This window comes from Arthrobacter silviterrae (assembly GCF_011045165.1).
GTDB lineage: Bacteria > Actinomycetota > Actinomycetes > Actinomycetales > Micrococcaceae > Specibacter > Specibacter silviterrae.
The window spans coordinates 1-23630 of sequence record NZ_JAAKZI010000041.1; the positions used below are offsets into that span (position 1 = coordinate 1).

A 23630-nucleotide genomic window follows, 5' to 3' on the forward strand; every position below is an offset into this window, starting at 1 on the left:
CGTCTAGGCCGCATTCGAAACGGACAAGGGGGTGGCTGCTGCCATTCGCCGCCGGCGCACCGGGAGCGAATGGCAACAGCCACCCCCCTACCTCAAAACGGCAGCTACCGCGGCCGAGTTGGGATTAGCTGACTAGAGGCGCAGGCCTGCGCCCGGGGCTGCGCCCTTGGGCTTGCCCGGTTTGTCCGCCCCGCCTGTCTTGCCGTTCTCAGGAACGACGGCGGCGCCGCCGTCGGTGATGATCACGGAGACAAACGTCTGGGTTCCCGTGTCGCCGAAGGAAACCCGGCCCAGGTAGGAACCCGGGGCGAGGCCCGTCCAACTAAGCGTCACATCGCCCGGCTTGCCATTGGCCAGCTGCAACGGGTTCGGCGACACCGAGGCGTTGCCCACGCTGCCGCCCAGCACAGCGGCGTCAACGGTTGCCTTGACAGGCGCCCCGCCCGTGCTGGAGTACAGGTTGGCCAGGATGGTGTACGTTCCCGGCTGCGGGTTGCGCAGTGAAAGCGACTCGCTGGAGGAACCCGTACGGACGTCGTAGTAGCTTCCGGCCGGGTTGAACACCACCATGTCGTAGTCCGCCGTCGGATCCGAAGACAGCACCTGGAACTTGGCCAGCGTGGTGCCCGCAGGAACCTTCACTTCCTTCAGGAAGTTGGACTTGTTCGGCACGGTGACCAGTGGGCCGGGAACCAGCTCAATGGCCGTGGAGTCGGCCTTGGACAGGCCGTCCAGGGTCAATGCCACGGGCGAGTTGCTGCCCGAGACCACCGGGATCTTGGCGCTGCCGGTGCCGGACCCCGACGTGAAGGCGAGTTCCGGGGCCACCAGGGCAGGCAGCGGCCGGACGGCAACGGGTGAGGTCACGGTGGTGCCCGGCCCCTGCCAGGAAATGCCGCCCATGGCAAACTCGCCGAGGGCCGCGTTCACGTTTTCAAAGGTGACCTTGAATTCGCGCTGCTGGCCGGCCTTGGCAAAGTTCAGCGAGGACGGCACCACCTTGACATCGACGCCGGGAACATTGGCGGTGGCCTTGTACATCCCGGGTGTGAGAGCCGTGACCGTGCGGGTTACGGTGACCTTCCCGGCCAGGCTGCCCACGGCAAAGGACGGCAGGTTCATGTCCCGGGGCGCGGTGCTGCCAAGCCCGGGGATGCCCAAGTCGATTCCGGTGCCCTGGATGAACTTGAGGTAATCGACGTCTCCGGCATCAAAGACAAACCCTGGGTTCAGGGCCTTGGCGACGGCGGCCTGGCCGGCACCGGTGGCAAACACATCGGTGTTCCTGCTGCCGTCGGCATTGACCACGGCGCCCGCCGTCGTCATCATGGCGGACTTGACCACGGCCGGTGACCAGCCCGGGTTCTTCGCCATGAGAAGCGCGGCAAAGCCGGCCACATGCGGGGATGCCATGGACGTTCCGGACATCATGCCGAACTGGTCGCCGCCAGAAGCGATGGGCGACACGCCGGCCAGCACGGCCACGCCGGGGGCGGCGACGTCGGGCTTGAACAGGTCCGAACCCGTGGCACCCAGCGGCCCGCGGGAGGAGAAACCGGCAACCTGGGGCTGCGGGTCCACGGGGAGGCCCGTGGTGTCCCTGTCCACCAGGGAAACCAGGATGTCCGGGTTCGCCGTGACCTTGTCCTTGATGAGCTGCGTTGCCGGCGGGTTGACGTGGACCGTGGGCACTGAATGCAGGTCCACGTCCTCGGAGGAGGACGTGACGTTGGCGAGGATCATGCCCACGCCGCCGGCACGCTTGACCTCGGCGCTCTTGGCGACACGGTCAAACACGCCGCGGTCGCACACCACCACCTTGCCTGCGACCTTGGCGGCATCCAGTGAATTGGGGCCGCACAGTTCAGGGGTGGCAGCGCCCGCCGCGGCAGCCGTTGCCGCCAGGACCACGTGGCTGGGGGCCACGCCGTGCGCCATCATGCTGGCGCCGCGGAACTTGGTGCCGTCGGAGAATTCCGCCGTGCCCTGCAGCTCGGAGGAGAAGGAGGTGGCGGCCACCGTGGTCACCCAGGGGGCGCCGTGGTTGACGGTGCCGGCCGTGGGGCCGGAGTTGCCTGCCGAAGCGGCCACAAAGATGCCGGCGGAGGTCGCGGACAGGAAGGCCAGCGACACCGGGTCAGTGGTGGTGGAGGTGCTGCCGGAGATGGAGTAGTTCAGCACGTCCACACCGTCCAGGATGGCCTGGTTGACGGCCGCAACGGACGCGGAAGAGTAGCATCCGCCCGTGTTGGGGTCGTTGTCTTCCCAGCAGACCTTGTAAATGGAGAGCTTGGCGGCCGGGGCCACGCCGCCGGTGATTCCCATGTTGCGGCCGCCGATGGAGGCGCTGATGTTGGCATTGCCGGCGGCCGTGCTGGCCGTGTGCGTGCCGTGGCTGGCCACGTCCACGGGGGAAATGACCTCCTGCGGGGCGCGGTTGGCCGGCGGCACGTACTTCAGGAAGTCGTCGGCAAAGTAGTGGGCGCTGAGCACCTTGGAGTTGCACGCGGTGCCGTCAAACGCGGCTCCCGTGCCCACGCCCTTTTGGCATTCGCCGGTAAAGGTCTCGCCATTGGCCTTGAGCATGGCGATCTTGCCGTCCCCGGTCCGGTAGGGGACGCCGACTTGCGGGGCACCCGTCAGTGGCTTGACGGCCTCGCCTGCGAAGAACGGGCTCGACGGCGTGTAGCCGGTGTCGATGACGCCCACGACAACGCCCTTCCCGGCCTGGTCCTGTCCGCCGAATGCCGTGTTCCAGCTGCCGTTCTGGCCGCTGAGGCCCAGGAAGTCGGTGCTGGAGTAGTCGGGCGCGTTTTCCGTGTCGGGCGCCACGGCCAGGACGTTGGGGTCCTTGGCGAGACCCAGGGCCTGTTCAGCCGAGAGTTCGGCGGAGAAGCCGTTGATGGCGGCCGTGAACGTGCGCTTGACCGTGACATTTTCCGTCTTGGCGACGGCCGCCTGCTTGTTTTGCAGGTGTGCCTGGTATTTCTTCACCTCCGGCCTGTTGGCGTCGAGCTTGTGCCCCGGCTTCGGCTTGGTGGGCGCCAGGCCGGCCGTGCCGCCGTCGTACATGGCAGCGGGCTGCTCAGTCAGGACCACAATGTAGCGCCCTGCCTGGTAGTCCAGCGGATTGATGTCCTTTTGGGTGCTGGTGGGCGCGGCCGCCTGGCCCGGGCTGGCCGAGGCCGGCAGTGCCCCCATGGTGCCCAGGAGCAGTGGCAGGCCGGCGCACAGTGCGACAGCCCTCCGCATCCCCGGGCTTCGAAACAGTGTTCTCCCCATTTGATTCATGGTGCCGTGAACCTTTCAACGAAAACTCCCCCCGGCTTCGTTGCCTGGAGGGTGCAACAAAGGCTGGCCGGAGGGAAACCCAGAGTGATGGTTGGGTGCACTTTCCCTGCCGAGGCAGCCATCTGACATACCCTACCGGGTCGTTTGACATTTGTGACAAAGGGCACAGAAACGTTTTTGCGCCAGTGCCCTAAAACACGGGGCCCCGGCCGGCGGGGCTTATGCCCGCGCCGTCAGCAGCCCGGAGGGGCCGTGTATTGGTACGTCAGGGCCAGGTCATAGCTGGCCATGGTTTGCGCCGCGGTGTTTTCCCAACCGAAGCCCTCCGCATGCACCGAGGCGGCACGGCCCATGTCGGCACGGGTTTGCGGGAAGTCGTGCAGCGAGGCGATGGCCTCAGCCCACAGTGCGGCCGTCCGCCCGTCCACCAGCAGGCCGGTCCGCCCGTCGCTGACAGCGCGGGGCAGCCCGCCCACGTTGGTGGCGATGACCGGCGTGCCGCAGGCCTGCGCCTCCAGTGCCACGAGGCCGAAGGACTCGCTGGCTGAGGGCACCGCCACGACATCGGCGCTTCTGTACCAGCCGGCCAGTTCCGCCGGTCCCACGGGGGGAAGGACGACGGCGGCACCCGTCAGGCCGGCGTCGTCGAGCATGGCGGCCAGATCGTAATTGTCCCTGCCGCTGCGTGCGCCCAGGAACGTCAGGCGCAGCGGAATGTCGGGACGCTCCCGGCGGAGGACGGCCGCGGCCTTCACCAACACATGCGGGCCCTTGAGCCGTTGCAGCCGGCCGGCAAAAACGACATGGAATTCCTCGGCACCAATGCCCTGTTCCTGCCGCGACCTGTCGCGGAACGCCGGCTTGAACACCTTCAGGTCCACGCCCGGGGAGACCACATCGATGCGCTGCTCACAGCCGTCGTAATGGCCTTCGAGCTCGGCCGCCTCGGAGGTGGTGTTGGCGATGAGCCGGGTTGCGGCGGCCACAATGTGCTGTTCGCCGTCCTCGCGGATGCCCGGCTCGGCGGTTTGGCCGGGCAGCAGGTGCTTGTTCTTCACCCGGGCCATGGTGTGCATGGTGTGCACCAAGGGAAGGTCCAGCCGTTTCGCCACCAGGATCCCCGCCATTCCGGAGAGCCAGTAGTGCGAGTGGACCACGTTGGCGGGGATCCCCGCCGTGAACGGGACGCCGGCGGTTCGGGAGGAGCCGGAGGTGAGGGAGGCAACGTGGTCCGCAACGGCGTCGGCCATTTCCGTGACCAGTTCGGGCAGGTCCTCCTTGGACACCTTGCCGAACGGGCCGGCGGTGATGTGGTGGACGTGGACGGACGGTGCCAGCTCCACCGTGTCCGGCTGGCCTGCCGCCGTGCGGCGGGTGTAGATGTCCACCAGGATCCCGGCCGCTGCCAGCTCCAGGGCCAGGTGGTGGACGTAAACGTTCATGCCCCCGGCGTCGCCCCCGCCGGGCTGGTCCAGCGGCGAGGTGTGGAGTGAGAGCATGGCAACGCGGCGGACCTGGTGCACGGATTGCCTCTTTTGCGGTGCAGTGGATATAACTCTCCTATCTTTCCACCGCTTTGAAGCGACCACCACTTGCCGCCACCACTTGCCGCCCGCGCCTTTCATGCCTTCCGGGCACGGCGGCCGCGCGGGAAGGCCTAAAATGAACACGTGAACTCCACCCAAGACCGGCAACCGGCCCGCGATTTCGCCCCGGAACGGCAAGCCATCATCGATCTCCCCGCCATTTTCCACAACGTCCGCTGCCTGCGGTCCATGGTGGCGCCGGCGAAGTTCATGGCCGTGGTCAAGGCGGACGCCTACGGCCACGGCATGCTGCCCGTGGCCCGCACCGCCCTGGCTGCCGGGGCCGACTGGCTCGGCACGGCCCACGTCAGCGAGGCCCTGCAGCTGCGCGGGGCCGGGCTGGACGGCCCGGTCCTGGCCTGGCTGCACACGCCGTCAACGGACTTTGGCGCCGCGATCGCGCAGGGTATCGACCTGGGCTGTTCCGGCTGGGAGCTCGAGCACATTGTCGCCGCCGCCCGCGAACTGGAGCGGCCGGCGCGAATCCACCTCAAGATTGACACCGGCCTGGGCCGCAACGGCAGTTCCATGGCGGACTGGGACGACCTGGTGTCCCGCGCCATTGCCTTCCAGGATGACGGACTGCTGCGCGTGGTGGGCGTGTTCAGCCACCTGGCCGTGGCGGATGAGCCCCACCGGCCGGAAACCGACCAGCAGCTGGAATGCTTCCGGCAGGCCGTGGCCATTGCCGAGGACGCCGGCGCTGACCTCCAGTTGCGCCACATCGCCAACACCCCGGCCACGCTGTCCCGCCCGGACTCGCACTTTGACATGGTGCGGGTGGGCCTGGGGATCTATGGCCTGAGCCCCTTCGACGACCAGACTTCAGCCGCACTGGGCCTGCGCCCCGCCATGACGCTGCAGACCCGGGTTGCCTTGTGCAAGGACGTGCCGGCCGGGCAGGGCGTCTCCTACGGCCTGCACTATGTTGCCGATGCGCCCACCACCCTTGGCCTGATCCCCCTGGGTTATGCCGACGGGGTGCCCCGCGTTGCCACCGGCGGGCCCGTGCGCGTCAATGGCACCACCTACCCCGTGGTGGGCCGGATTGCCATGGACCAGATGGTCATTGACTTCGGCCCCCGCGGCCGCGACGGTTTTGCCGACGCCGAGGTTCCGGGGTCCGCGCTGGGTGCCGCCGCCGTCCTGTTTGGCAACGGAGACGACGGCGGCCCCCTGGTCGAGCAGTGGGCGGAAGCTGCGGGGACCATCAACTATGAGGTGGTCACCCGCATCAGCCAGCGGGTTCCGCGCACGTACATCGACCTGCCGGAAGGCGCCTGATGGAGTGGGAGTTCACCACTGCCACGGCGGAGCAGACGCAGCAGCTCGCCGAGCGGCTGGCCGGGATGCTCCGTGCCGGCGACCTGATCATCCTCACGGGCGGGCTGGGCGCGGGGAAAACCACGTTCACGCAGGGCCTGGGCCGGAGTTTGGGAGTGCGTCCGGGCATCATTTCGCCCACCTTCGTGCTGGTGCGCATCCACCCGAACCTGCCCGGGGGCCCGAACCCGGGCGGACCGGACCTGGTCCATGTGGATGCCTACAGGCTGGGGTCTGCCGCCGAAATTGACGACATCGACCTGGAAAACACCATGGACACCTCCGTCACCGTGGTTGAGTGGGGCGCCGACAGGGTGGAACACCTTGCGGCGAACCGCCTGGAAATAACACTCCTGCGCACCGTGGGTTCCGGCGCTGCGCCAGCCTCCGGCGCAGCCTGGTCCGAGGACTGGGCCGACGACGAATCCGACGACGAACCGCGGGTCCTGCGCCTGCGGGCCATCGGGCCGCGTTGGGACGGCGCCGACTTTTCGGTGCTCGGCCAGCCGGCAAAAACTACGGACTAGGCTGGACACGTGCGAATTTTGACCCTTGACACCTCCGCCGTGGCCAGTGCCGCCGTGCTGGACTTCGAACCCTCGGATCCCGTGCGGACCCTGCAGGTGGTGGGCAACTTTGCCACCGCCGACACCCGCAGCCATGCCGAAGTGCTGGCCCCGGGGGTGAAGTCCCTGTTTGGCGACCCCGTCACGGAGGGCCCTGCGCTGGACGCCATCGTGGTGGGCACCGGCCCCGGCCCCTTCACCGGCCTGCGTTCAGGGATCGCCATGGCGCGCACGCTCAGCTTCACCTGGGGCGTGCCGCTGTTCGGCCTGATGAGCCTGGACGCCCTGGCCCAGCAGGTTTTTGACTCGCCCCGCCACAACGACGCCGGCCGGGCTGTGGGGCCCCTGGCCACGAGTGCCTTTGTGGTCGCCACTGACGCCCGCCGCAAGGAAGTGTATTGGGCCAGGTACAGCGCCGGGGCCGAGCTGTTGGAGGGCCCGCACGTGGGGCCTGCGTCGGAAATTTCCGGGGGACAGGTCTTTGGCGCAGGGGCGGGGCTGTACGCCGACGTGTTGGAAGCTGGCGGGTGCCGGGTGGAACCCGCCTTCGCCCAGGCCCAGCCAACGGCCCTGCACCTGGGCAAGGCCGTTGTGCACCGGATTTCCACCGCTGGGTCGCTGCAGGACGCCGGCTTCCTGGACTCCTCACCGCTGTACCTGCGCGAATCCGACGCCAAGGTGCCCGGGCCGCGGAAGCGGGCGTTGTGAGTGCGGCGGGCCGCGCAGCCGGACCACCGGCCACACTGCGCGACATGGTCCCGGCGGACATTGACTTCATCACGGAGCTGGACGCGCGGCTCTTTGGGGTGGACTGCTGGCCCCGGCACATGTTCGAGGACGAGTTGTCCCGGCCCGAAACCCGGCGGTACATCGTCGCGGAGGTGCCGGACGGCGTCGGACGCATGAAAACCGTGGGCTACGCCGGGCTCATGTGCGTTCCGCCCACAGGCGATATCCAGACCATCGGAGTGCTGCCCGACTATGAGGGGCGGGGCATTGCCCGGGCCATGATGGCCCTGCTGATTGGCGAGGCCGCCCGGCGTGGCGCCCGCGACATGCTGCTGGAGGTGAGCGCCAACAACCCCCGCGCGCAAAGGCTCTACAGGAGGTACGGCTTTGAACACATCCACACGCGCCGCCGGTACTACCGGGACGGCTCGGACGGGCTCATCATGCGCCTGACCCTGCCGGATCCCGCAGCAAGCACCGATGCGAAGGACCCTTCATGAACCACGAAAACCCGCTGATCCTGGGCATCGAGTCCTCCTGCGACGAGACAGGCGTGGGGCTGGTGCGCGGCACAGAGCTGCTGGCCAACACGGTGTCCTCCTCCATGGAGGAACACATCCGCTTCGGCGGCGTCATTCCGGAGATCGCCTCCCGGGCCCACCTGGACGCCTTTGTGCCCACTTTGCAACAGGCGCTCGCCGACGCCAGTGTGTCGCTGCAGGATGTCGACGCCATCGCCGTCACGACCGGCCCCGGCCTGGCCGGCGCCCTCATGGTGGGGGTCAGCGCCGCCAAGGCGCTGGCGCTGGCCACCGGCAAGCCGCTGTACGCCATCAACCACCTGGTGGCGCACGTGGGGGTGGGGCTGCTGGATGAGTCCATCGCCGCCATGCACGACGCCGGTGCCCTGCCCTCGAACCTCGGCGCACTTTTGGTCTCCGGCGGCCATACCGAGATCCTGCGGGTGCGCTCCATTGCCTCCGACGTGGAGCTGCTGGGAGCCACGATTGACGATGCCGCCGGGGAGGCCTTTGACAAGGTGGCCCGGCTGTTGGGGCTGGCCTACCCGGGCGGGCCGGCCATCGACAAGCTGGCCCGGAGCGGAAACGCCAAGGCCATCCGCTTCCCGCGCGGGCTCACTGTCCCCAAGTACATGGGCACCGCGGAGCAGCCGGGCCCGCACCGCTACGACTTCTCCTTCTCCGGCCTGAAGACCGCCGTGGCCCGCTGCGTGGAAGGGTATGAGGCGCGGGGCGAGGAGGTCCCCGTGGCGGACGTGGCGGCGTCGTTCCAGGAGGCCGTGATGGACGTCATCACGGCCAAGGCGGTGCTGGCCTGCCGTGAAAATGGCATCACCACTGTGCTGCTGGGCGGCGGGGTGGCGGCCAATTCTCGCCTGCGTGAACTTGCGCAGCTGCGTTGTGCCGCAGCGGGCATCACCTTGCTGGTGCCAAAGTTCTCGCTGTGCACCGACAACGGCGCCATGGTGGCCGCCCTGGGCGCCCAGCTTGTCATGAGCGGCGTGGCCCCCAGCGACCTCGCCTTCGCACCTGACTCCTCACTGCCCGTCAGCAGCATCAGCCTCTAGCGCGAACAGTCCCCGCCCCAACGCGCGAACAGTCCCCGCCCCAACGCGCGAACAGTCCCCGCCCCAACGCGCGAACGGTCCCCGCCCCAACGCGCGAACGGGCATTTGACGTGGATGTTTTCGGAAAACATCCACGTCAAATGCCCGTTCGGCCGGGTGGCGGGGCGGAGGGAGTCTGTGCCCGGTCCTACATGGCCATGTCGACGAGTTCGAAGATTTCCAGGCTGAAGCGGCCGTTGCCTTCGGACAGGAAAGGGTGGCCCTCGGCCAGGGCCTTGGCGGCGTCCAGGTCGGCGGCCTCGACAATGGTGTAGCCCTGCAGCAGGGACGGCTCGCCGCTGGTGCCGTTGTCCACGAGGGACGCGCGGGCACCAAAGGGGGCGCCGCCGTCGAGCATGGCCGATCCGACCTTGCCCATCCAGGCGCCCCACTTGGCCATTTCGGCCGCCGACTGCTCCTCGGTGAACTGGTCCATGGGGGTGGCGGGGCCGTTGTAGATGTAAATGAACTTGCTCATGGCGTTTGCCTTCTTTACTTGGGGTGGGTGCTAGGTGGATTCGAGGATGGTCTTGAGTTTCGCGAGGTCCTTGCGCATGGCCCGGCGCATCATGGCTGCCATCGGGGCGCCGGCAAGGACGCCGAACCCCGAAGGCTTCCCCTCATTGCGCAATTCCATTCGGGTGGCGTTTCCTTCGCTGGTCCACGTATACGTTGTCTTCATCGGAAATGGGCCCTGGCTGGTGCGCATGACAAGCCTTTCGCCCGGGATGTAGTCCGTGAATTCATACGTGTAGTCAAGTGCGCGGCCCAGAAAGTGCGCCGTAAAGGCCAGCTTGCTGCCAACGGCCAGGGGGTGCGGGGTGAGCCAGGTTGCCGAGGCGATGTTTTGGTACCAGGCCGGCGCGTTGTCCGGATTGGCCGCGTACTCCGCAACAATGGCGCAGGGGGCATCGATGAGGATGTCGGTGTGAACGTTGACCACGGTGGCTGCCTTTTTCGGTGTGTTCTGTGTTGGGCGTATCAGGCGTTGGAGACCTGGCGGCCGGTAAAGGCCACCAGGCGGTCCAGGCTTTCAGCGGACTCCTCCACGAGGGTTGCCTCGGCGAAGCTCTTGCCGCGCATGCTGGGCGCGATGGTGTTCCGGGCCAGGCTCAGCACGTAGTCGGCGAGCATGGGGGAGGCTTCCAGGGTGCGGCCCGTGGCGGTGGCAAAGTCCCAGGCGTGGACCAGGAACTCCAGGTTCAGGATGTTCGCCACCGTGGCCGCCGGCAGCACCGCAAAGCCCATGTCCACGGTGCCGTACAGGCCGCGCGCGTTGAATGCCTCGAGGGTGGGGGCCGCCGCATTGGCGAGCCGGACCTCAGGGGAGGCACCGGCGTCGTCCGCCAGGGTGGCGCCCAGTGCCTTGCCAATTCCGGAGACCGAGCCGATCAGGTGCTCCACCAGGGCTGCCACCGTGAATTCGGCGCACGGCGTGGGCAGGTCCATGTCCGCCGCGGTGAGGCCTGCCAGGACGCGCTGGGCCACGGCCAGGGTTGCCTCGGCACTGATGAGCTCGTTGATGGGGTCCGGGGCGGCGGCCCAGTCGTCGGCGCCGGCGTCGCCCGTGGTGGCGAGTGCCTCCAGGCGGCCCAGGTAGTGGACCCAACCCTCCGTGTGGCCCACGGCTTCCTCGGGAGTGAGGCCCTCGTGGACCAGGCGGACGGTGGTGCCGCCGTCGCCCGGAACCAGGGTGATGGTCACGGTGGAGGCGTCGGCTGCGGGGGCGGAACCTTCCCAGCCCCAGGTGAACACGACGCGGCGGCCGGGCTCGACCTCCGTGAACGTGCCGGCCGCGGAGTGCCCGGGCGTGATGGTCCAGCGGTAGTCCCCGCCCACCCGCAGGTCCACGCGGGCGGCGACCGTCTGCCAGCGCCGCAGGCGTTCAGGCTCGGTGATCAGGGAAAACGCGGTGTCCGGATCGACGGGGAGGAAGACGGATTTGTCAATGGTCATGGGGTTTCTCCTTGGAGGTGCGGGTCATGTGGGATTTGGAGCCGGGCGGCGTCTGCCACCAGGAGGTCGAGCTCGTTGGTCCAAAAGGATTCGAGGGATTCACGCAGCCTCGCCATCCCCCGGGTGTCCAGGCTGTAGTACCGGCGGCGGCCTTCCTTCCGTGCCGTGACCAGCCCGACGTCGGCCAGCAGCAGCAGGTGCTGGGAGATCGCGGACCGGCTGACCGGAAAGTGTTCTGCCAGCTCACTGACGCCCAGCTCTCCCCGCCCCAGCAGCTGCAACAGGCGTCGCCTGGTGGGTTCAGCTGCGGTTTCGAGAAGGTCGGGCACATGGAATACGTTAGTCGTTGCTAACGCTTTTGACCATCCCCGGGGCGGGATTCACGGCAAGCTCACAGCTTCGGCCGGTTTCGCCGCAGCCGGACGGCACGGTAGCCGATGCCGAGGGCAAACATCGCCAGGCCCGCCAGCACGGACTCCAGTGGCAATGTCGCCACGAGCACCACACAGGCCGCGGCGCCCGCCACTTGCAGGAACCGCGGGTAGCGGCGGTCCGGGCCCGTTTGGGTGAACGCTGACAAGTTGGCCACCAGGTAGTAGGCCAACACCCCGAAGGAGGAGAAGCCGATGGCCCCGCGCAGGTCGGCCACGGCAATGACCATGCAAATCACGGCTCCCACGGCCAGCTCAGCATGGTGCGGCACCTGGAACCTGGGATGCACGGCGGCAAGCCAGCGGGGGAGGTCGCCCTCCCGGGCCATGGCCAGCGTGGTCCGGCCCAGCCCCGCCACGAGGGCCAGCAGGGCGCCGAGGGAGGCCAGTGCGGCGCCGGCCCGGACCACCGGGGCGGCCCACCCCCATCCAGCCACGGCGGCGGCGAGTGGGTCGGGGGAGGAGGCAACGCCGTCGGGCCCCAGGGCGGCAAGCACGCTGACGCCGACGCAGGCGTACACGAGCGCCGCGATGCCCAGCGCCACGAGAATGGCCCGCGGGATGGTCCGCCGCGGGTCCCTGACCTCCTCGCCCAGGGTGGCAATCCGGGCATAGCCGGCAAACGCGAAAAACAGCAGCCCGGCCGACTGCAGGATCCCGTACCAGCCCTGCGCCAGCACGCCGCCGCCGCCCCACATCGAGGCTGTTCCGTCCGTCCCGCCGCCGGCCCACACGGCCGCCACGGCCACGGCCAGGGCGATGAGCACTGCCGCAACAATAATCCTGGCCAGGCCTGCCGTGCGTGTCACGCCGCGGTAGTTCACGGCCACGAGAAGCACGACGGCGGCAATCGCCACGGGGCGCTCCCAGCCCGGAGGCGCTGCGTAGGCAGCAAACGTCATGGCCATGGCCGCACTGCTGGCACTTTTGCCGATGACGAACCCCCAGCCGGCAATAAACCCGGGCCACGGGCCCAGGAGCTCGCGGCCGTAGACGTAGCTGCCTCCCGACGTCGGGTAGGCGGCGGCCAGCTGGGCGGAGGACGTGGCATTGCAGTACGCCACCAGACCCGCCACCGCCAGCCCGATGAGCAGGCCGGAGCCGGCGGCCTGGGCGGCAGGCGTAAAGGTCGCAAACACGCCGGCGCCGATCATGGAACCCAGCCCAATGACCACGGCGTCAACCGTTCCCAGGCGCCGGGCCAGCGGCGGGGTGTTGTTCATGAATGGCGGCCTTTCGCCGGAGGGCTGGTGGACTCCCAGTGAGACTAGCCGCTTCAGGTGAACAACTGTAGCCATCCGCTGGGGCAAAACTCAGCTCCAGTTGTGCCCCAAGGACACCGGGGGCCAAACCCGGCTCGAGTTTGGCCCCGGCGTAAAGTGACGCCTAGCGGGCGGCGGGCAGTGACAGGACCATGGTGGTGCCGGCCGGGCCAGTGGCGGCGATTTCGATGCTGCCGCCAGCCGCCGCCGCGATTTCCCGGACAAGGGCCAGTCCCAGCCCGTAGCTGCGGCGTCCGCCAGCGGCAGGTTCACTGCTGTGGGCGAAGCGGTCGAACACCCGGGCCTGGTCGATGCCGGAGATGCCGTGGCCGGTGTCGGCAACCGTGATGGCCACGTCGCGGCCGCGGGCGGCCGTGGTGACGGTGATGGAACCGCCGCCGGGCGTGTGGTTAAGTGCATTGTCCACGAGTCCCAGCACGGCACGCCGCAGGCTGTTGGGCTGGATGCGGACCGGCGCAACAACCCCGGCCTGGATGTCGAGGCGGACCTGGCGGGAGCTGGCAAGGTCCTGCAGGCTGGCGGCCACGGCAGCCACCAGCGCGTTGACGTCCACGGGTTCCGCGCCGGCCGCATCGGAGCCGCCGGTGGCCGCCAGCAGCAGTTCCTGCACCGTGGAGGACAGTGCCGCCGTGTCCTGGCGGACCTGGGCCAGCAGGCGGGCGGCATCCGTGCCCGGCTCCACCTTGTGTTCGGCCAGCTGGACGCGGGCGTCAAGGATGGTCAGCGGCGTGCGGAGTTCGTGGCTGGCGTCCTGGATGAAGCGGCGCTGCACCTCCAGGGCCCTGCCCAGGGGGCGGATGGCGCTGCGGGCGCTCAACCAGCCGATGGCCCCGGCCGCGAGAATCCCCGCGACGCCGGCAACGGCCATGGCCTTGAGCATGTCGTTGGATTCCACATAAACGCGTGCGGACTTGGGGTCGTGCGCAGAAAGGTCGGGGTGGTGGGAGAGGTACAGCATGTAGATGGAGGCGGCAATGATGACGGCAATGACCATCAGGGCCACTGCCACGGCAATGCGCAGGCCCACGGTCAGCGCGGCGCGGCGCAGTTGCGGGGTGTCCGCGTGGGGTGTTTTCATGCTCCGTCCCCGATCTGGTAGCCGATGCCGTGCACTGTGCGGATCACGGACTTGGACACCTTGCGCCGCAGGTAGTGCACATAGGTGTCAATGACGCCGGGCGAGTCGTCCGGGTGGAACAGCGCCGCCACCAGTTCGGGCCGGGTGAAGACGCGTTCCGGTTCGCCTGCCAGCATGGCCAGCAGTTCTGTTTCCTTCGCGGTCAGCCCCACATGCTCCCCGTAGCGCGAACGCAGGGACCTGTTGGCCGGGTCCAGGACCCACGCGCCAACGTCAAGCTGTGCGGGAGCGGAGTCAAAGGTCCGCGTGATGGCCCGCAGCCTGGCCCGCAGTTCGCCGGCGTCGAACGGCTTGGTCATGTAGTCGTTGGCGCCGGCGTCGAGCCCTTCAATCTTTTCCCCCGTGGTGCCCAGGGCCGTGAGGATGAGAGCCGGGGTGGCAATGCCGTGCCGGCGCAGGGCTGCCACCAGCTCCAGCCCGTCCATGGCGGGCAGCCCGCGGTCAATGACCAGCACGTCCCAGTCCCCGGTCAGGCCAAGGTGCAGCCCCTTTTGCCCGTCGGCGGCCACCTGCACGTCATAGTCCCCGGAGAGGAGCTCGGCAATCAACGGGCCCAGGACGGGGTCATCCTCCACCAGCAGCAGCCGCGGAAGCTCATTTGTGTGCATGCACTCCATTGTCGCCTGCAGCCACGCCGGATGCGTCACCAGCATCCGCGGCCGGTGCGAGCCGGGCGGCACGGCGTGAGCGCAGCACGCCGATGATGCCCGGCAGGATGGACACCAGGACCATCAGGACGGCGATCACGTCAATGTTTTTGGCAATGATGTCGAAGTGGCCCAGCCAGGTGCCCAGCAGCACCACGGAGCCTGCCCACGCAACGGCTCCGGCAATGTTCCAGAGCGTGAACTTCTTGTGGTTGTAGTTGGCAGTCCCGGCCACCAGGGGGGCGTAGGTGCGCACCACGGGGACAAAGCGGGCCAGGACGATGGCCATGCCGCCGTGCTTGGCGAAGAACGCCTCGGTTTCCGCCAGATACTTGGTCTTCAGGACCCGCGCGTCGTCCTTGAACCAGCGCCGGCCAAATTTGCGGCCCAGCAGGTACCCCACCTGGTCGCCGGCGATGGCCGCGAGGGCCACCACGCCGATCAGGACGGGCAGCGCCAGGTTCAACTGCTGGTGCAGCAGCCCCGCCGTGAAGAGCAGCGAATCGCCGGGCAGGAAGGGGAACAGTACGCCGGATTCGATGAAGACAATGGCGGCGACAACGGCCAGCGTGGCCGGCCCCAGCCCCTGGAGCAGGGCCGCAGGGTCCAGGACGGAGGTCAGGCCGGCTGGGAGAAGGGCGGCGTGGACTGCGGGGAGCGCGGTGGCTAGCAGGTGCATGGTGTGGCCTTCCTTAGGAGTGGACGGAGTCGGCAGCGGGGGCTACGGGACCAAAGCGGCCCAGCAGGGGGATGCGGGGCAGGATGCTCCCCTGGTACCGGTTCCACACTGCAGCCACCAGCACGACGGCGGCCGTTGCGGCCAGGAATGAGGCGATGACATCGCTGGGGTAGTGCACGCCAACGTAAACACGCGAGCAGGCCACCACCACGGGCACCAGGATGCCCAGCACGGCGGCGAGGCGGGCCCAGCGGGTGTTCCGGGCCAAGAAGAACACTGCCCAGGCGAGCCCCACGGCCAGGGCCACGTGGCCGCTGGGGAAGCTGTTGGAGCCCGTTTCGGGGGCCAGGGGGTCAAAAAGCAGGGCCGGGTTGGGGCGCTGGCGTTCCACGATGGCCTTGAAGAATTGGCTGGACAGCCAGCCCGCAGCCGACACGGCGCCAAACGCCACGGCGTTCACGGGGGATTTCCGCACCACCAGCAGGAACACGCACGTCAGGGCGATGATGACCACCCCGCCGGCCGGGGAAAACACGGAGTTGATCAACATTGCCACGGCGGTCAGGAAGCCGTCGTGGTTCCGGCTCAGCTCCTGGTCCACCGTGAATTCATTGGTGGTGAAGCCGGGCAGGTCCTTGGCAACGAAGCCCAGCGTCAGCACGGCCGCCGACAGCAGCACCACCCACAATCCCCAGAGCCGCGGCTGCGGGAGTTCCGCCAGTCGCGTGGCAAGGCCCCGGTCCGTTGCTGTGGCGGCCCGGGCCGGGCCACCTGCGCGGTGCTGGCGGCTTGGCTGGGTATCTGGATCTTTGCGTGACAATGAAGTCTCCGATTCGTGGACGGACAGGGAAGCGGCCGGGAGGCCTTTGTTCCACTGTCCAGCACACGGTCTAAGAATTCACTAAGATTTGCCCCGCGGCCCCCTGGAAAGGGGGCCGCGGAAGGCTTAGGCCGCTGTGATTTTCAGCACCAGTGTCCGGGCCCCGGGCCGCAGGGCAAAGTCCGGCCACACGTCCGGCCCGCACGCCCGCGAGCCCAAACCGTGCTGCGCGGCGTCCAGGTACAGGTGGCTGTGGTGCGGCTCGGGAAGCTCGTGGGGGTGCCCGGCGGCGGCCACCTCCTGGGCGGTGTGCCGCGCCAGCGTGAAGCCGGGGCGCCTGCCGGCAGCATCCGGCTCGGCGTCAACGCGCAGCCACGGCGCGCCGTCCCGGGTGAGTTCCAGGGAGCGCAGTCCGCTGCGGTGCCCGCTTTCCTGCGGCCTGGCATACGGGAAGGTCAGCCCATCCAGCGTTTCCGTGTGCCGCCCCACCACTGCCGAGTGCATGCTGTCCGGGTAGGATTCCCGCGGGCCAGCGCCAAACCAGGAGGCGCCGTCCACGGAGGTGGGCAGGTCCAGGCGCACGCCGATGCGCGGCCACACGGTGCCCCAGCCGGTGCTCGGGGTGATGTCGATGCGCAGCCACAGCTCCCCGCCCGCCAGCTGCCAGTTTTCCTCCACGGCCACGGTGGCGCCGCTGTTCGCGGCCGCGTAGCGCGTGCGCACACACAGCCCGCCGTCCGTCGCTGACGACTCCTCCACCCGGCCGGTGAGCCGGTCAAGGCCCGCGGCCAGCCACGTGCTGGCGGACGACGGCGCCGGGACCCCCCTCCCGCTGTTGAGCCAGGGATCGTCCAGGTCATAGGAGCCGAAGCCGGCGCCCTTGTCGTTGTCGGTCGGCGCGCGCCACAGTTCCAGCCGGAGACCGGACACAGGCAGGCCAGCCAGCGAAACCAGGCGGCCGGCGTCGAACACGGCCGGACCCAGTGTCAGGGGGCCGGCGGCGGACCCGGTCGCGGCGGCCGGGCGCGGCGTTCGTGCCGGGATGCGCGGGGCCGAGCAGTCAAGCTGGACGGCGGCCAGGGCGTGGCCCGCCGGCGCCCAGGCCGTGGCCTCGCGCAGCACGGCCTCCACCGTCAGCCACGTCTCGCCGTGTTCTGCCGGCACCACGGGCGGGAGCGTGAACTCGGCGGAGGCGCCGGCTGCCATGGGCCCGCCCCCGGGTGCGACGGCGTCCAGCCCGCCTGAGGCGGCCGGCTCGCCGTCGTGCTCCACCCGCCAGCGCAGCACCACGTCGGACGTGTCGGCGGTGTGCCGCAGGTTGGCCACGGACAGGACAGGTGTGCCGCCGTCGTTCTTGGCCAGGGTGAGGCGGATCGGGGAGACCAGCTGCTTGAATTCAAACAGGCCGGGCGTGGGTGTGGAGTCGGAGAGGATCATGCCGTCCATGACGAAGTTGGAATCGTGGACCACTTCGCCAAAGTCGCCGCCATAGGCAAAGAACTCGGTGCCGTCCGCGTTTCGGGTGCGGATGCCGTGGTCGCGCCATTCCCAGACGAAGCCGCCGTGCAGGCGCGGGTATTTGTCCACGAGGTCTTCGTACTGGTCGATGGCGCCGGGGCCGTTGCCCATGGCGTGGACGTATTCGCACAGGATGAAGGGCTTGCTGCGCTGGCGGGCGGATTCCGCGGCGGAACAGCCCAGCAGGAGCGCGTGGGAATCGTCGCGGCCGATGGAGTCAGTTTCCGGAATGGAGGAGTACATGCGTGAGTAAACGTCGGTGTAGGCGCCCGTGTAGTCGCCTTCGTAGTGGACGGGCCGTTCCTTGTCCCGGGCGTGGACCCAGGCTGCCATGGCGGCAAGGTTGGCGCCGGTGCCCGATTCGTTGCCGAGCGACCACATGACGATGGAGGCGTGGTTCTTGTCCCGCTCCACGGTGCGCTCGATCCGGTCGAGCAGGGCTTCCCGCCAGCGGGGGTCGTCGCTGGGGTTGTCCACCCAGCCCCGGGCCTCGAAGCCGTGGGTCTCCAGATCGCATTCGAGGATGACCCAGAAGCCAAGTTCGTCGGCCAGGTCCAGCACGCGGGGGTGCGGCGGGTAGTGGCTGGTGCGGATGGCGTTGACGTTGAACTGCTTCATCAGGGCCATGTCCGCCCGGGCGTCTGCCTCGTCAAAAACGCGCCCCCGGTCGGGATGGGCTTCGTGCCGGTTGACGCCGTGGAACACCACGCGGCGGCCGTTGACCAGGAAGCGGTCACCGGAAATTTCCACGGTGCGGAAGCCCAGTCGGAGCGAAATGGTTTCCGCGGCGCTGGAGACGGTGGCCGCGTAGAGCCGGGGGACCTCGGCGGACCAGGGTTCCACGTTTTCAACCGAAAGGGGCACGACGTCGGACGGGGAGTCCCAGCGGACCGCCACTCCCAGCTCGGGCACCTCGAGCGTCACCGGGAAGGCGTCTGCCGGGGCGGTGATTTCCGGGTCGATGGTGCCGGTGCCTGCTGCACCGGTGCCTGATGCACCGGTGCCTGTGCCTGCCGCCCAGCCCGTGCGCAGCCAGGCATCGGCGATGCCGCCGGCCGGGCGGGCCTGCAGTGTTACGTCGCGGAAGATGCCCGGCAGCCACCACTGGTCCTGGTCCTCCAGGTAGCTCGACGCCGACCATTGGTGCACGCGCACCACAATCACATTGGACCCGGCGCGCAGGGCGGGCGTGACGTCGAATTCCTGGGCGAGGCGGCTGCCGGTCCCCACACCGATTTCCGTCCCGTTGACCCACACCTTGTAGCGGGATTCGACGCCGTCGAAGCGCAGCACCACTGCCGCCGTCGTGCCTTCCAGCCAGGCGGCGGGGACGTCAAAGCGGCGGCGGTAGTCCCCCGTGGGGTTTGCATCAGGCACGTGGGGAGGCTCAATCGGGAACGGGTACTGCACATTGGTGTAGCTGGGCCGGCCGTAGTCGGGCCCGCCCGGAGTCTGGACGTCTCCGGCCAGCACCCAGTGGGACGGGACGGTGATGGTGTCCCAGCCGGAATCGTCGAAGGCTTCGGCGGCAACGCCCTCCGGCTGTTCACCGCCGGGCAGGGCGGGGCCGCCGGGCGTTCCGGGCACTCCGGGGAGCAGGCGGAAGCGCCAGTCACCGTTCAGTGACTGGGTGGGCGCATCGCTGTGGAGCCAGGACCGTGCCGGGACGCGGCGCCCGGAGCCGGGGCCGCGGTCGGTGACGTAGGCGCCTGCGGGGAGTGTTGTGGACGGTGTATTCACGTGGCTGGTCCTTTTCTGGTCCCGGTGGATTGGACACGAAGCTATCACAAAATTCGAGTGAGTACTCGGTTTTTACCGCCCGGGGCCGAAATGTGGATTAGGCTGTCATGCCATGGGGACCAAAGACGGAGCGCCTGCAGGAAAACGGGGGCCGTATGCGAAGTCCAAACAGCGGCGCGAGGACATTGTCAACGCCGCCTATGGGGTGTTTGCCGCGCGCGGCTACCGGGGCGGCTCGCTGCAGGACGTGGCGGACAAGGTGGGGATGAGCCAGACCAGCCTGCTCCACTATTTCCCGTCCAAGAGTGAATTGCTGCTGGCGGTCCTGGAGCGGCGCGACTCCGTCAGCGGCGACGGCAGGCCGCGGGATCCCGAGGACAGTTTCGTCGACGCCGTCATCCGCCAGGCGCGCTTCAACGAAACGGTGCCGGGCGTCATTGAGCTGTACACCGTGCTCTGCGCCGAATCCATCACAGACAACCACCCGGGCCGCGGCTACTTCACCGAACGGTATGAGCGCCTGCGCCGCAGCTACTCGCGGGCTTTTACGGCGCTCGCCGGCGAGGGCAGGCTGCGCCCCGGGGTGGACCCGGAGCGCGCCGCTGCCAGCCTGGTTGCCCTGTGGGACGGCATCCAGACCCAATGGCTGTTGGCGCCGGAATCCATCGACATGGCCGGGTGCCTGCGCGACTACCTGGAGCTGCTGGTCCTGCCGGACCATTTGGCGGGAGCGGCCGGAGCTGTCAGTTCCGGGCCATCTCGGTGACGAGTTCACGCACGACGGCGCGCAGCTCGCCTCCGTGGGCAGCAGCCACGCGGCGCTGGCGCTGGTAGCTGGCACCCCGGGCGATGATGTCCTCGACGCCGGCCAGCTCCGTGGCGCAGCCCAGCTTCGCGGCGACGGGTTCCAGTTTGTTCAACAGCTCCACGGTGTGTTCGGTGACCAGCTGTTCCTTTCCCGCGGCGTCCAGGATGATGATGGCCTCCAGGCCGTAGCGTGCGGCCCGCCACTTGTTCTCCTGCACGTGCCACGGCGGCATGGTGGGGATGGTGCCGCCATTGTCCAAGGTGGTGGAAAAGTCATCCACGAGGCACTGGGTGAGGGCTGCGATGGAGCCGATTTCCTCCAGGGTGGACATGCCGTCGCAAATGCGCATTTCAATGGTGCCCAGTCCGGCCACGGGGCGGATGTCCCAGCGGATTTCGTTCGTGGCGTCGATGACTCCGGTGGTGAACATGTCCTCGACATAGGACTCGTAGGAGGCCCAGTCGGGGAACTGGAACGGCAGGCCGGCCGTGGGGAGCTGCTGGAACATCAGCGCTCGTTGGGAGGCGTAGCCGGTGTCTTCGCCGTTCCAGAACGGGGACGACGCGGAGAGTGCCTGAAAGTGGGGGAAGTAGTTGACCAGCCCGTCCAGTACCGGCATGGCCTTGGAAACATGGTCCAGCCCCACATGGACGTGAACTCCGTAAATGAGCATTTGGCTGCCCCACCACTGCGTCCTGTCCACCAGCTTGGCGTACCGTTCCTTGTCGGTGACCTGCTGGGAGCGCGGATTGCTGAATGGGTGGGTGCCGGCGCACAGCAGTTCCAGGCCGAGCGGCGCCGCGGCCTCCCGGAGCACGTTGAGGTTGCGCCGCAAGTCCTCGGTGCCCTCTGCCACGGTGTGGCAGACGCCCGTGACCAACTCCACAGTGTTTTGGAGCATCTCACCCTTGATGTGGGGATGCTCGCCGTCGTCCATGATGTCCGGGTGCGCCTCGGATATGTTGGCAAAAACGTCGCTGGCCCGGGCCGCCAACTCGCCGGTTTCTGCGTCAACCAGCGCTATTTCCCATTCCAGGCCGAGCGTGGACTGTTCAGATTTAGCGAATTCAATCTTCACTGTGGCGCCCCCTTGGGATTCGTGCGTCCGTGGTGCAGTGCGGCAAGGGTGCCGGGTGCATTCTGATTGTAGTTTAAAGGCCGGTGCCGGGGGACCAAGTGTCAGGCACAATGGAGTGGTGCCCATTTTGAATAAAGACATGACCTTGTGCATTTCCCTTGCCGCGCGGCCCAGCAACATTGGGACGCGCTTTCACAATTACCTTTATGACGCGCTGGGCCTGAATTATGTTTACAAGGCCTTCGCGCCGGCGGACCTGGCCCAGGCGGTTGCCGGGATCCGGGGCCTGGGCATCCGCGGGGCCGCGGTGTCCATGCCGTACAAGGAAGACGTCATTGCGCTTATTGACGTCATGGACGCCTCCGCGTCCGCGATTGACTCGGTGAACACCATCGTCAACGACGCCGGCGTCCTCACGGCCTACAACACCGACTACCTGGCCATTGCCCGGCTGCTGGCCACCAACGCCGTGGACCCCCGGACCTCCGTCCTGCTGCGCGGTTCGGGCGGCATGGCGAAGGCTGTTGCCGCTGCCATGTACGACGCCGGTTTCGCGAACGTTACGCTGGTGGCGCGCAACGAAGTGCGCGGCCGGGCCCTTGCCGCGCTTTATGGTTTTGCGTGGCTGCCGGAGGCGCCCTCGGAAGCTGCGGGCATGCTGGTCAATGTCACGCCCCTGGGCATGGCCGGTGCCGATGCCGGTGTGCAGTCCTTCACCGACGCCCAGGTGGCGGCCGCGGAGCTGGTGTTCGACGTCGTCGCCCTTCCTGCGGAAACCCCGCTCATTTTGGCCGCCCGCGCTGCCGGGAAGCGGGTCATCACCGGCGCGGAGGTCATCGCGATCCAGGCCGAGGAGCAGTTTGTGCTGTACACAGGCGTCCGGCCCAGCCCGGAACTGGTGCAAGAAGCCTCAGAGTTCTCCCGCCAATGACCCTCCCTCACCTTTCGCGGTGTTTAGGGGTGACCCTCCCTCACGTTTCGCGGTGTTTTGGCGGACGCTCCCTCCTTGTGAGCTGTGCAAGCGAGACCGGAAGTAGCGGTGGGGCGCCAACCTTCAAAAAGGTGAGGGAGGGTCGGCCGGGAGGGCGCAAAAGGTGAGGGAGGGTCGGCCGGGAGGGCGCAAAAGGTGAGGGAGGGTCGGCCGGGAGGGCGCAAAAGGTGAGGGAGGGTCGGTTGGGAGGGGAGGGCGGTCAGCAGGTGTGGGGCTCAACCACCACGGCCACCCTGTCGTCCCCGATCCGGGTCAGCACCAGCGTGGCCTTGTTGGGGCCCTTGCCCGATCCTGTCAGCAGCTGCCGGCGCAGCTCCTCGGGGGTGGTGGACACTCCGCGCTTCTTGATGTCCAGCACGCCAATCCGGTTCGCTTTGACCCAGCTCTTGAGTGCCTTGACGTTGAAGGGCCGAACCTCCAGGACCTTGTAGGCCCGGGCAAAGGGCGTGTCGCAGAATTCCTCCGAGCACAGGTACGCGATGTGTTCGTCCACCAGGTGTGCCCCCATGGTGCGGGCCAGGTCGGCCACGAGCCCCGCGCGGATCACGGCGCCGTCGGGCTCGTAGAGGTAGCCGGCCAGGGGACCGGTTTCGGCGTTCTGGTGCGCCGGGTCGAAGGGCACCGCGCTGCTGAGCTCGGCGGAGCCGTGCGCGCCGATCACCAGGGCCGCGCGGCGCACGCCCGGCCGGGCCAGCTGGTTGAAGTAGAGCCCCGCCTCGACCACGTCGCCATTGACGGATATCCACTGGGCTTCGGCGGTCTCCGGGATGGCCTCGTGCGGGATGCCCGGGCCCATCTTCACCCCCACCGCCTTGCCGGAATCCGCCAGGCGCTCAACGAAGGAAAGCGGCGGGGAGAATGCCTCCGGATCAAACAGCCGGGTGGTGCCGGAGGTGCTGGTGGTGCGCCGGGCGGGATCCAGCCAGACCCCGTCAATGCCGTCGAGGTCCACGTCCTCGGCCAGCGCACAAACCACTGTGGCGCGTGGGAACGGCATCAGGTTGACCGTAGTGCACGCTGCCGTGACCTCGTCCATCTCCACCGCCGTGACCTGCAGGTCAAGGCTGGCCATGGCCAGCGAATCGGCCCCAATCCCGCAGCCGAGGTCCGCCACGGAGGTGATTCCCGCCGTCGTAAATCTCTGCGCGTGCAGCGCTGCGATGTTCAGCCGTGTGGCCTGCTCCAGCCCGGCCTGGGTGAAGAGCATCTGGTGGGCAAACTCGCCGAACTTGTCCTCCGCCTTGGCCCGCAACCGGGACTGCGTCAGTGCCGCCGCCACCAGCTCGGGGGCGTGCCCGGCCTTCCGCAGCGCCTCATTGAGCTTGAGGGAATCGGCGTCGCGGTAGGGGCCCAGGGAGGACAGCAGCTCCCAGCCTGCAACGGTCAGGAGGGGGGAGATAACATCTTGGGCCATGGATC

Annotated in this window: 21 protein-coding genes; 7 read left to right on the forward strand and 14 right to left on the reverse strand. The window is 68.2% G+C overall.

Annotated elements, in window-relative coordinates; all coding sequences use genetic code 11:
• Positions 1-132: 132 nt before the first annotated feature.
• Together G6N77_RS17285 and mshA are read right to left on the reverse strand one after the other, a co-directional pair.
• On the reverse strand, positions 133-3291 hold the full coding sequence (locus G6N77_RS17285) for a S8 family serine peptidase (RefSeq protein WP_420867319.1): 3159 nt from the start codon (positions 3289-3291) through the stop codon (positions 133-135).
• A gap of 233 nt (positions 3292-3524) precedes the next feature.
• Positions 3525-4814 carry a D-inositol-3-phosphate glycosyltransferase gene (gene mshA, locus G6N77_RS17290; RefSeq protein ID WP_165183415.1) on the reverse strand — a complete coding sequence of 430 codons (1290 nt, stop codon included), beginning with the start codon at positions 4812-4814 and terminating at the stop codon, positions 3525-3527.
• A 147-nt stretch (positions 4815-4961) separates the two neighbouring features.
• On the opposite strand from mshA, the gene alr reads away from it, so the two are divergent.
• The 5 genes from alr to tsaD are packed head-to-tail and all read left to right on the forward strand — an operon-like array spanning position 4962 to position 9083.
• Positions 4962-6161, forward strand: a complete 1200-nt coding sequence (gene alr / locus G6N77_RS17295) for an alanine racemase (RefSeq protein WP_165183416.1) — start codon at positions 4962-4964, stop codon at positions 6159-6161.
• On the forward strand, positions 6161-6727 hold the full coding sequence (gene tsaE / locus G6N77_RS17300; RefSeq protein WP_165183417.1) for a tRNA (adenosine(37)-N6)-threonylcarbamoyltransferase complex ATPase subunit type 1 TsaE: 567 nt from the start codon (positions 6161-6163) through the stop codon (positions 6725-6727). The genes alr and tsaE overlap by 1 nt, the downstream gene beginning before the upstream one ends.
• A gap of 9 nt (positions 6728-6736) precedes the next feature.
• Positions 6737-7474 carry a tRNA (adenosine(37)-N6)-threonylcarbamoyltransferase complex dimerization subunit type 1 TsaB gene (gene tsaB, locus G6N77_RS17305; protein WP_165183418.1) on the forward strand — a complete coding sequence of 246 codons (738 nt, stop codon included), beginning with the start codon at positions 6737-6739 and terminating at the stop codon, positions 7472-7474.
• A 44-nt stretch (positions 7475-7518) separates the two neighbouring features.
• Positions 7519-7995 (forward strand): ribosomal protein S18-alanine N-acetyltransferase, encoded by a 477-nt coding sequence (gene rimI / locus G6N77_RS17310; RefSeq protein ID WP_165183419.1) that lies wholly within the window; start codon positions 7519-7521, stop codon positions 7993-7995.
• Positions 7992-9083 carry a tRNA (adenosine(37)-N6)-threonylcarbamoyltransferase complex transferase subunit TsaD gene (gene tsaD, locus G6N77_RS17315; RefSeq protein WP_165183420.1) on the forward strand — a complete coding sequence of 364 codons (1092 nt, stop codon included), beginning with the start codon at positions 7992-7994 and terminating at the stop codon, positions 9081-9083. Before rimI ends, tsaD begins: the two co-directional genes overlap by 4 nt.
• A 187-nt stretch (positions 9084-9270) precedes the next feature.
• Here tsaD and G6N77_RS17320 read toward each other — a convergent pair whose 3' ends face one another.
• The 10 genes from G6N77_RS17320 to G6N77_RS17365 all read right to left on the reverse strand — a co-directional run bounded on the left by G6N77_RS17320 (position 9271) and on the right by G6N77_RS17365 (position 19334).
• Positions 9271-9600 carry a YciI family protein gene (locus tag G6N77_RS17320; protein WP_165183421.1) on the reverse strand — a complete coding sequence of 110 codons (330 nt, stop codon included), beginning with the start codon at positions 9598-9600 and terminating at the stop codon, positions 9271-9273.
• A gap of 30 nt (positions 9601-9630) precedes the next feature.
• Positions 9631-10065: an SRPBCC family protein gene (locus G6N77_RS17325; RefSeq protein WP_165183422.1), complete on the reverse strand. Its 435-nt coding sequence runs from the start codon at positions 10063-10065 to the stop codon at positions 9631-9633.
• Positions 10066-10103: 38 nt separating this feature from the next.
• On the reverse strand, positions 10104-11078 hold the full coding sequence (locus G6N77_RS17330) for a TIGR03086 family metal-binding protein (RefSeq protein WP_165183423.1): 975 nt from the start codon (positions 11076-11078) through the stop codon (positions 10104-10106).
• Positions 11075-11407 carry an ArsR/SmtB family transcription factor gene (locus tag G6N77_RS17335; protein ID WP_165183424.1) on the reverse strand — a complete coding sequence of 111 codons (333 nt, stop codon included), beginning with the start codon at positions 11405-11407 and terminating at the stop codon, positions 11075-11077. The genes G6N77_RS17330 and G6N77_RS17335 overlap by 4 nt, the downstream gene beginning before the upstream one ends.
• 62 nt (positions 11408-11469) lie before the next feature.
• A complete protein-coding gene (locus G6N77_RS17340) occupies positions 11470-12732 on the reverse strand; it encodes an APC family permease (protein ID WP_165183425.1) in 1263 nt (420 codons plus the stop codon).
• Between the two features lie 163 nt (positions 12733-12895).
• Positions 12896-13870, reverse strand: coding sequence for a sensor histidine kinase (locus G6N77_RS17345; RefSeq protein WP_165183426.1), 975 nt, complete (start codon positions 13868-13870; stop codon positions 12896-12898).
• On the reverse strand, positions 13867-14538 hold the full coding sequence (locus G6N77_RS17350) for a response regulator transcription factor (protein WP_165183427.1): 672 nt from the start codon (positions 14536-14538) through the stop codon (positions 13867-13869). The genes G6N77_RS17345 and G6N77_RS17350 overlap by 4 nt, the downstream gene beginning before the upstream one ends.
• Positions 14525-15256 carry a VTT domain-containing protein gene (locus tag G6N77_RS17355; RefSeq protein WP_165183428.1) on the reverse strand — a complete coding sequence of 244 codons (732 nt, stop codon included), beginning with the start codon at positions 15254-15256 and terminating at the stop codon, positions 14525-14527. The genes G6N77_RS17350 and G6N77_RS17355 overlap by 14 nt, the downstream gene beginning before the upstream one ends.
• 13 nt (positions 15257-15269) lie before the next feature.
• On the reverse strand, positions 15270-16076 hold the full coding sequence (locus tag G6N77_RS17360) for a phosphatase PAP2 family protein (RefSeq protein ID WP_240902382.1): 807 nt from the start codon (positions 16074-16076) through the stop codon (positions 15270-15272).
• 126 nt (positions 16077-16202) lie between these two features.
• A complete protein-coding gene (locus G6N77_RS17365) occupies positions 16203-19334 on the reverse strand; it encodes a glycoside hydrolase family 2 TIM barrel-domain containing protein (protein WP_165183429.1) in 3132 nt (1043 codons plus the stop codon).
• Between the two features lie 112 nt (positions 19335-19446).
• On the opposite strand from G6N77_RS17365, the gene G6N77_RS17370 reads away from it, so the two are divergent.
• Positions 19447-20100, forward strand: a complete 654-nt coding sequence (locus tag G6N77_RS17370; protein WP_165183430.1) for a TetR/AcrR family transcriptional regulator — start codon at positions 19447-19449, stop codon at positions 20098-20100.
• Here the strand turns inward: G6N77_RS17370 and G6N77_RS17375 are convergent.
• On the reverse strand, positions 20078-21220 hold the full coding sequence (locus G6N77_RS17375; RefSeq protein ID WP_165183431.1) for a glutamate--cysteine ligase: 1143 nt from the start codon (positions 21218-21220) through the stop codon (positions 20078-20080). The genes G6N77_RS17370 and G6N77_RS17375 overlap by 23 nt on opposite strands.
• A gap of 118 nt (positions 21221-21338) precedes the next feature.
• On the opposite strand from G6N77_RS17375, the gene G6N77_RS17380 reads away from it, so the two are divergent.
• Entirely contained in the window at positions 21339-22151 is an 813-nt protein-coding gene (locus G6N77_RS17380; protein ID WP_165183432.1) for a shikimate 5-dehydrogenase, read from the forward strand.
• A 259-nt stretch (positions 22152-22410) separates the two neighbouring features.
• Here the strand turns inward: G6N77_RS17380 and G6N77_RS17385 are convergent, their stop codons facing one another.
• Positions 22411-23625, reverse strand: a complete 1215-nt coding sequence (locus G6N77_RS17385; protein WP_165183433.1) for a class I SAM-dependent methyltransferase — start codon at positions 23623-23625, stop codon at positions 22411-22413.
• Positions 23626-23630 lie beyond the last annotated feature (5 nt).

Bases quoted from the DNA above. Each gene is read 5' to 3' on its own strand.
- G6N77_RS17385 (WP_165183433.1), bottom strand. From the start codon at position 23,625: ATGGCCCAAGATGTTATCTCCCCCCTCCTGACCGTTGCAGGCTGGGAG.
- G6N77_RS17330 (WP_165183423.1), bottom strand. From the start codon at position 11,078: ATGACCATTGACAAATCCGTCTTCCTCCCCGTCGATCCGGACACCGCG.
- G6N77_RS17350 (WP_165183427.1), bottom strand. From the start codon at position 14,538: ATGCACACAAATGAGCTTCCGCGGCTGCTGCTGGTGGAGGATGACCCC.
- G6N77_RS17370 (WP_165183430.1), top strand. From the start codon at position 19,447: ATGGGGACCAAAGACGGAGCGCCTGCAGGAAAACGGGGGCCGTATGCG.
- G6N77_RS17340 (WP_165183425.1), bottom strand. From the start codon at position 12,732: ATGAACAACACCCCGCCGCTGGCCCGGCGCCTGGGAACGGTTGACGCC.
- rimI (WP_165183419.1), top strand. From the start codon at position 7,519: ATGGTCCCGGCGGACATTGACTTCATCACGGAGCTGGACGCGCGGCTC.
- tsaD (WP_165183420.1), top strand. From the start codon at position 7,992: ATGAACCACGAAAACCCGCTGATCCTGGGCATCGAGTCCTCCTGCGAC.
- tsaE (WP_165183417.1), top strand. From the start codon at position 6,161: ATGGAGTGGGAGTTCACCACTGCCACGGCGGAGCAGACGCAGCAGCTC.
- G6N77_RS17285 (WP_420867319.1), bottom strand. From the start codon at position 3,291: ATGAATCAAATGGGGAGAACACTGTTTCGAAGCCCGGGGATGCGGAGG.
- G6N77_RS17355 (WP_165183428.1), bottom strand. From the start codon at position 15,256: ATGCACCTGCTAGCCACCGCGCTCCCCGCAGTCCACGCCGCCCTTCTC.
- G6N77_RS17345 (WP_165183426.1), bottom strand. From the start codon at position 13,870: ATGAAAACACCCCACGCGGACACCCCGCAACTGCGCCGCGCCGCGCTG.
- G6N77_RS17320 (WP_165183421.1), bottom strand. From the start codon at position 9,600: ATGAGCAAGTTCATTTACATCTACAACGGCCCCGCCACCCCCATGGAC.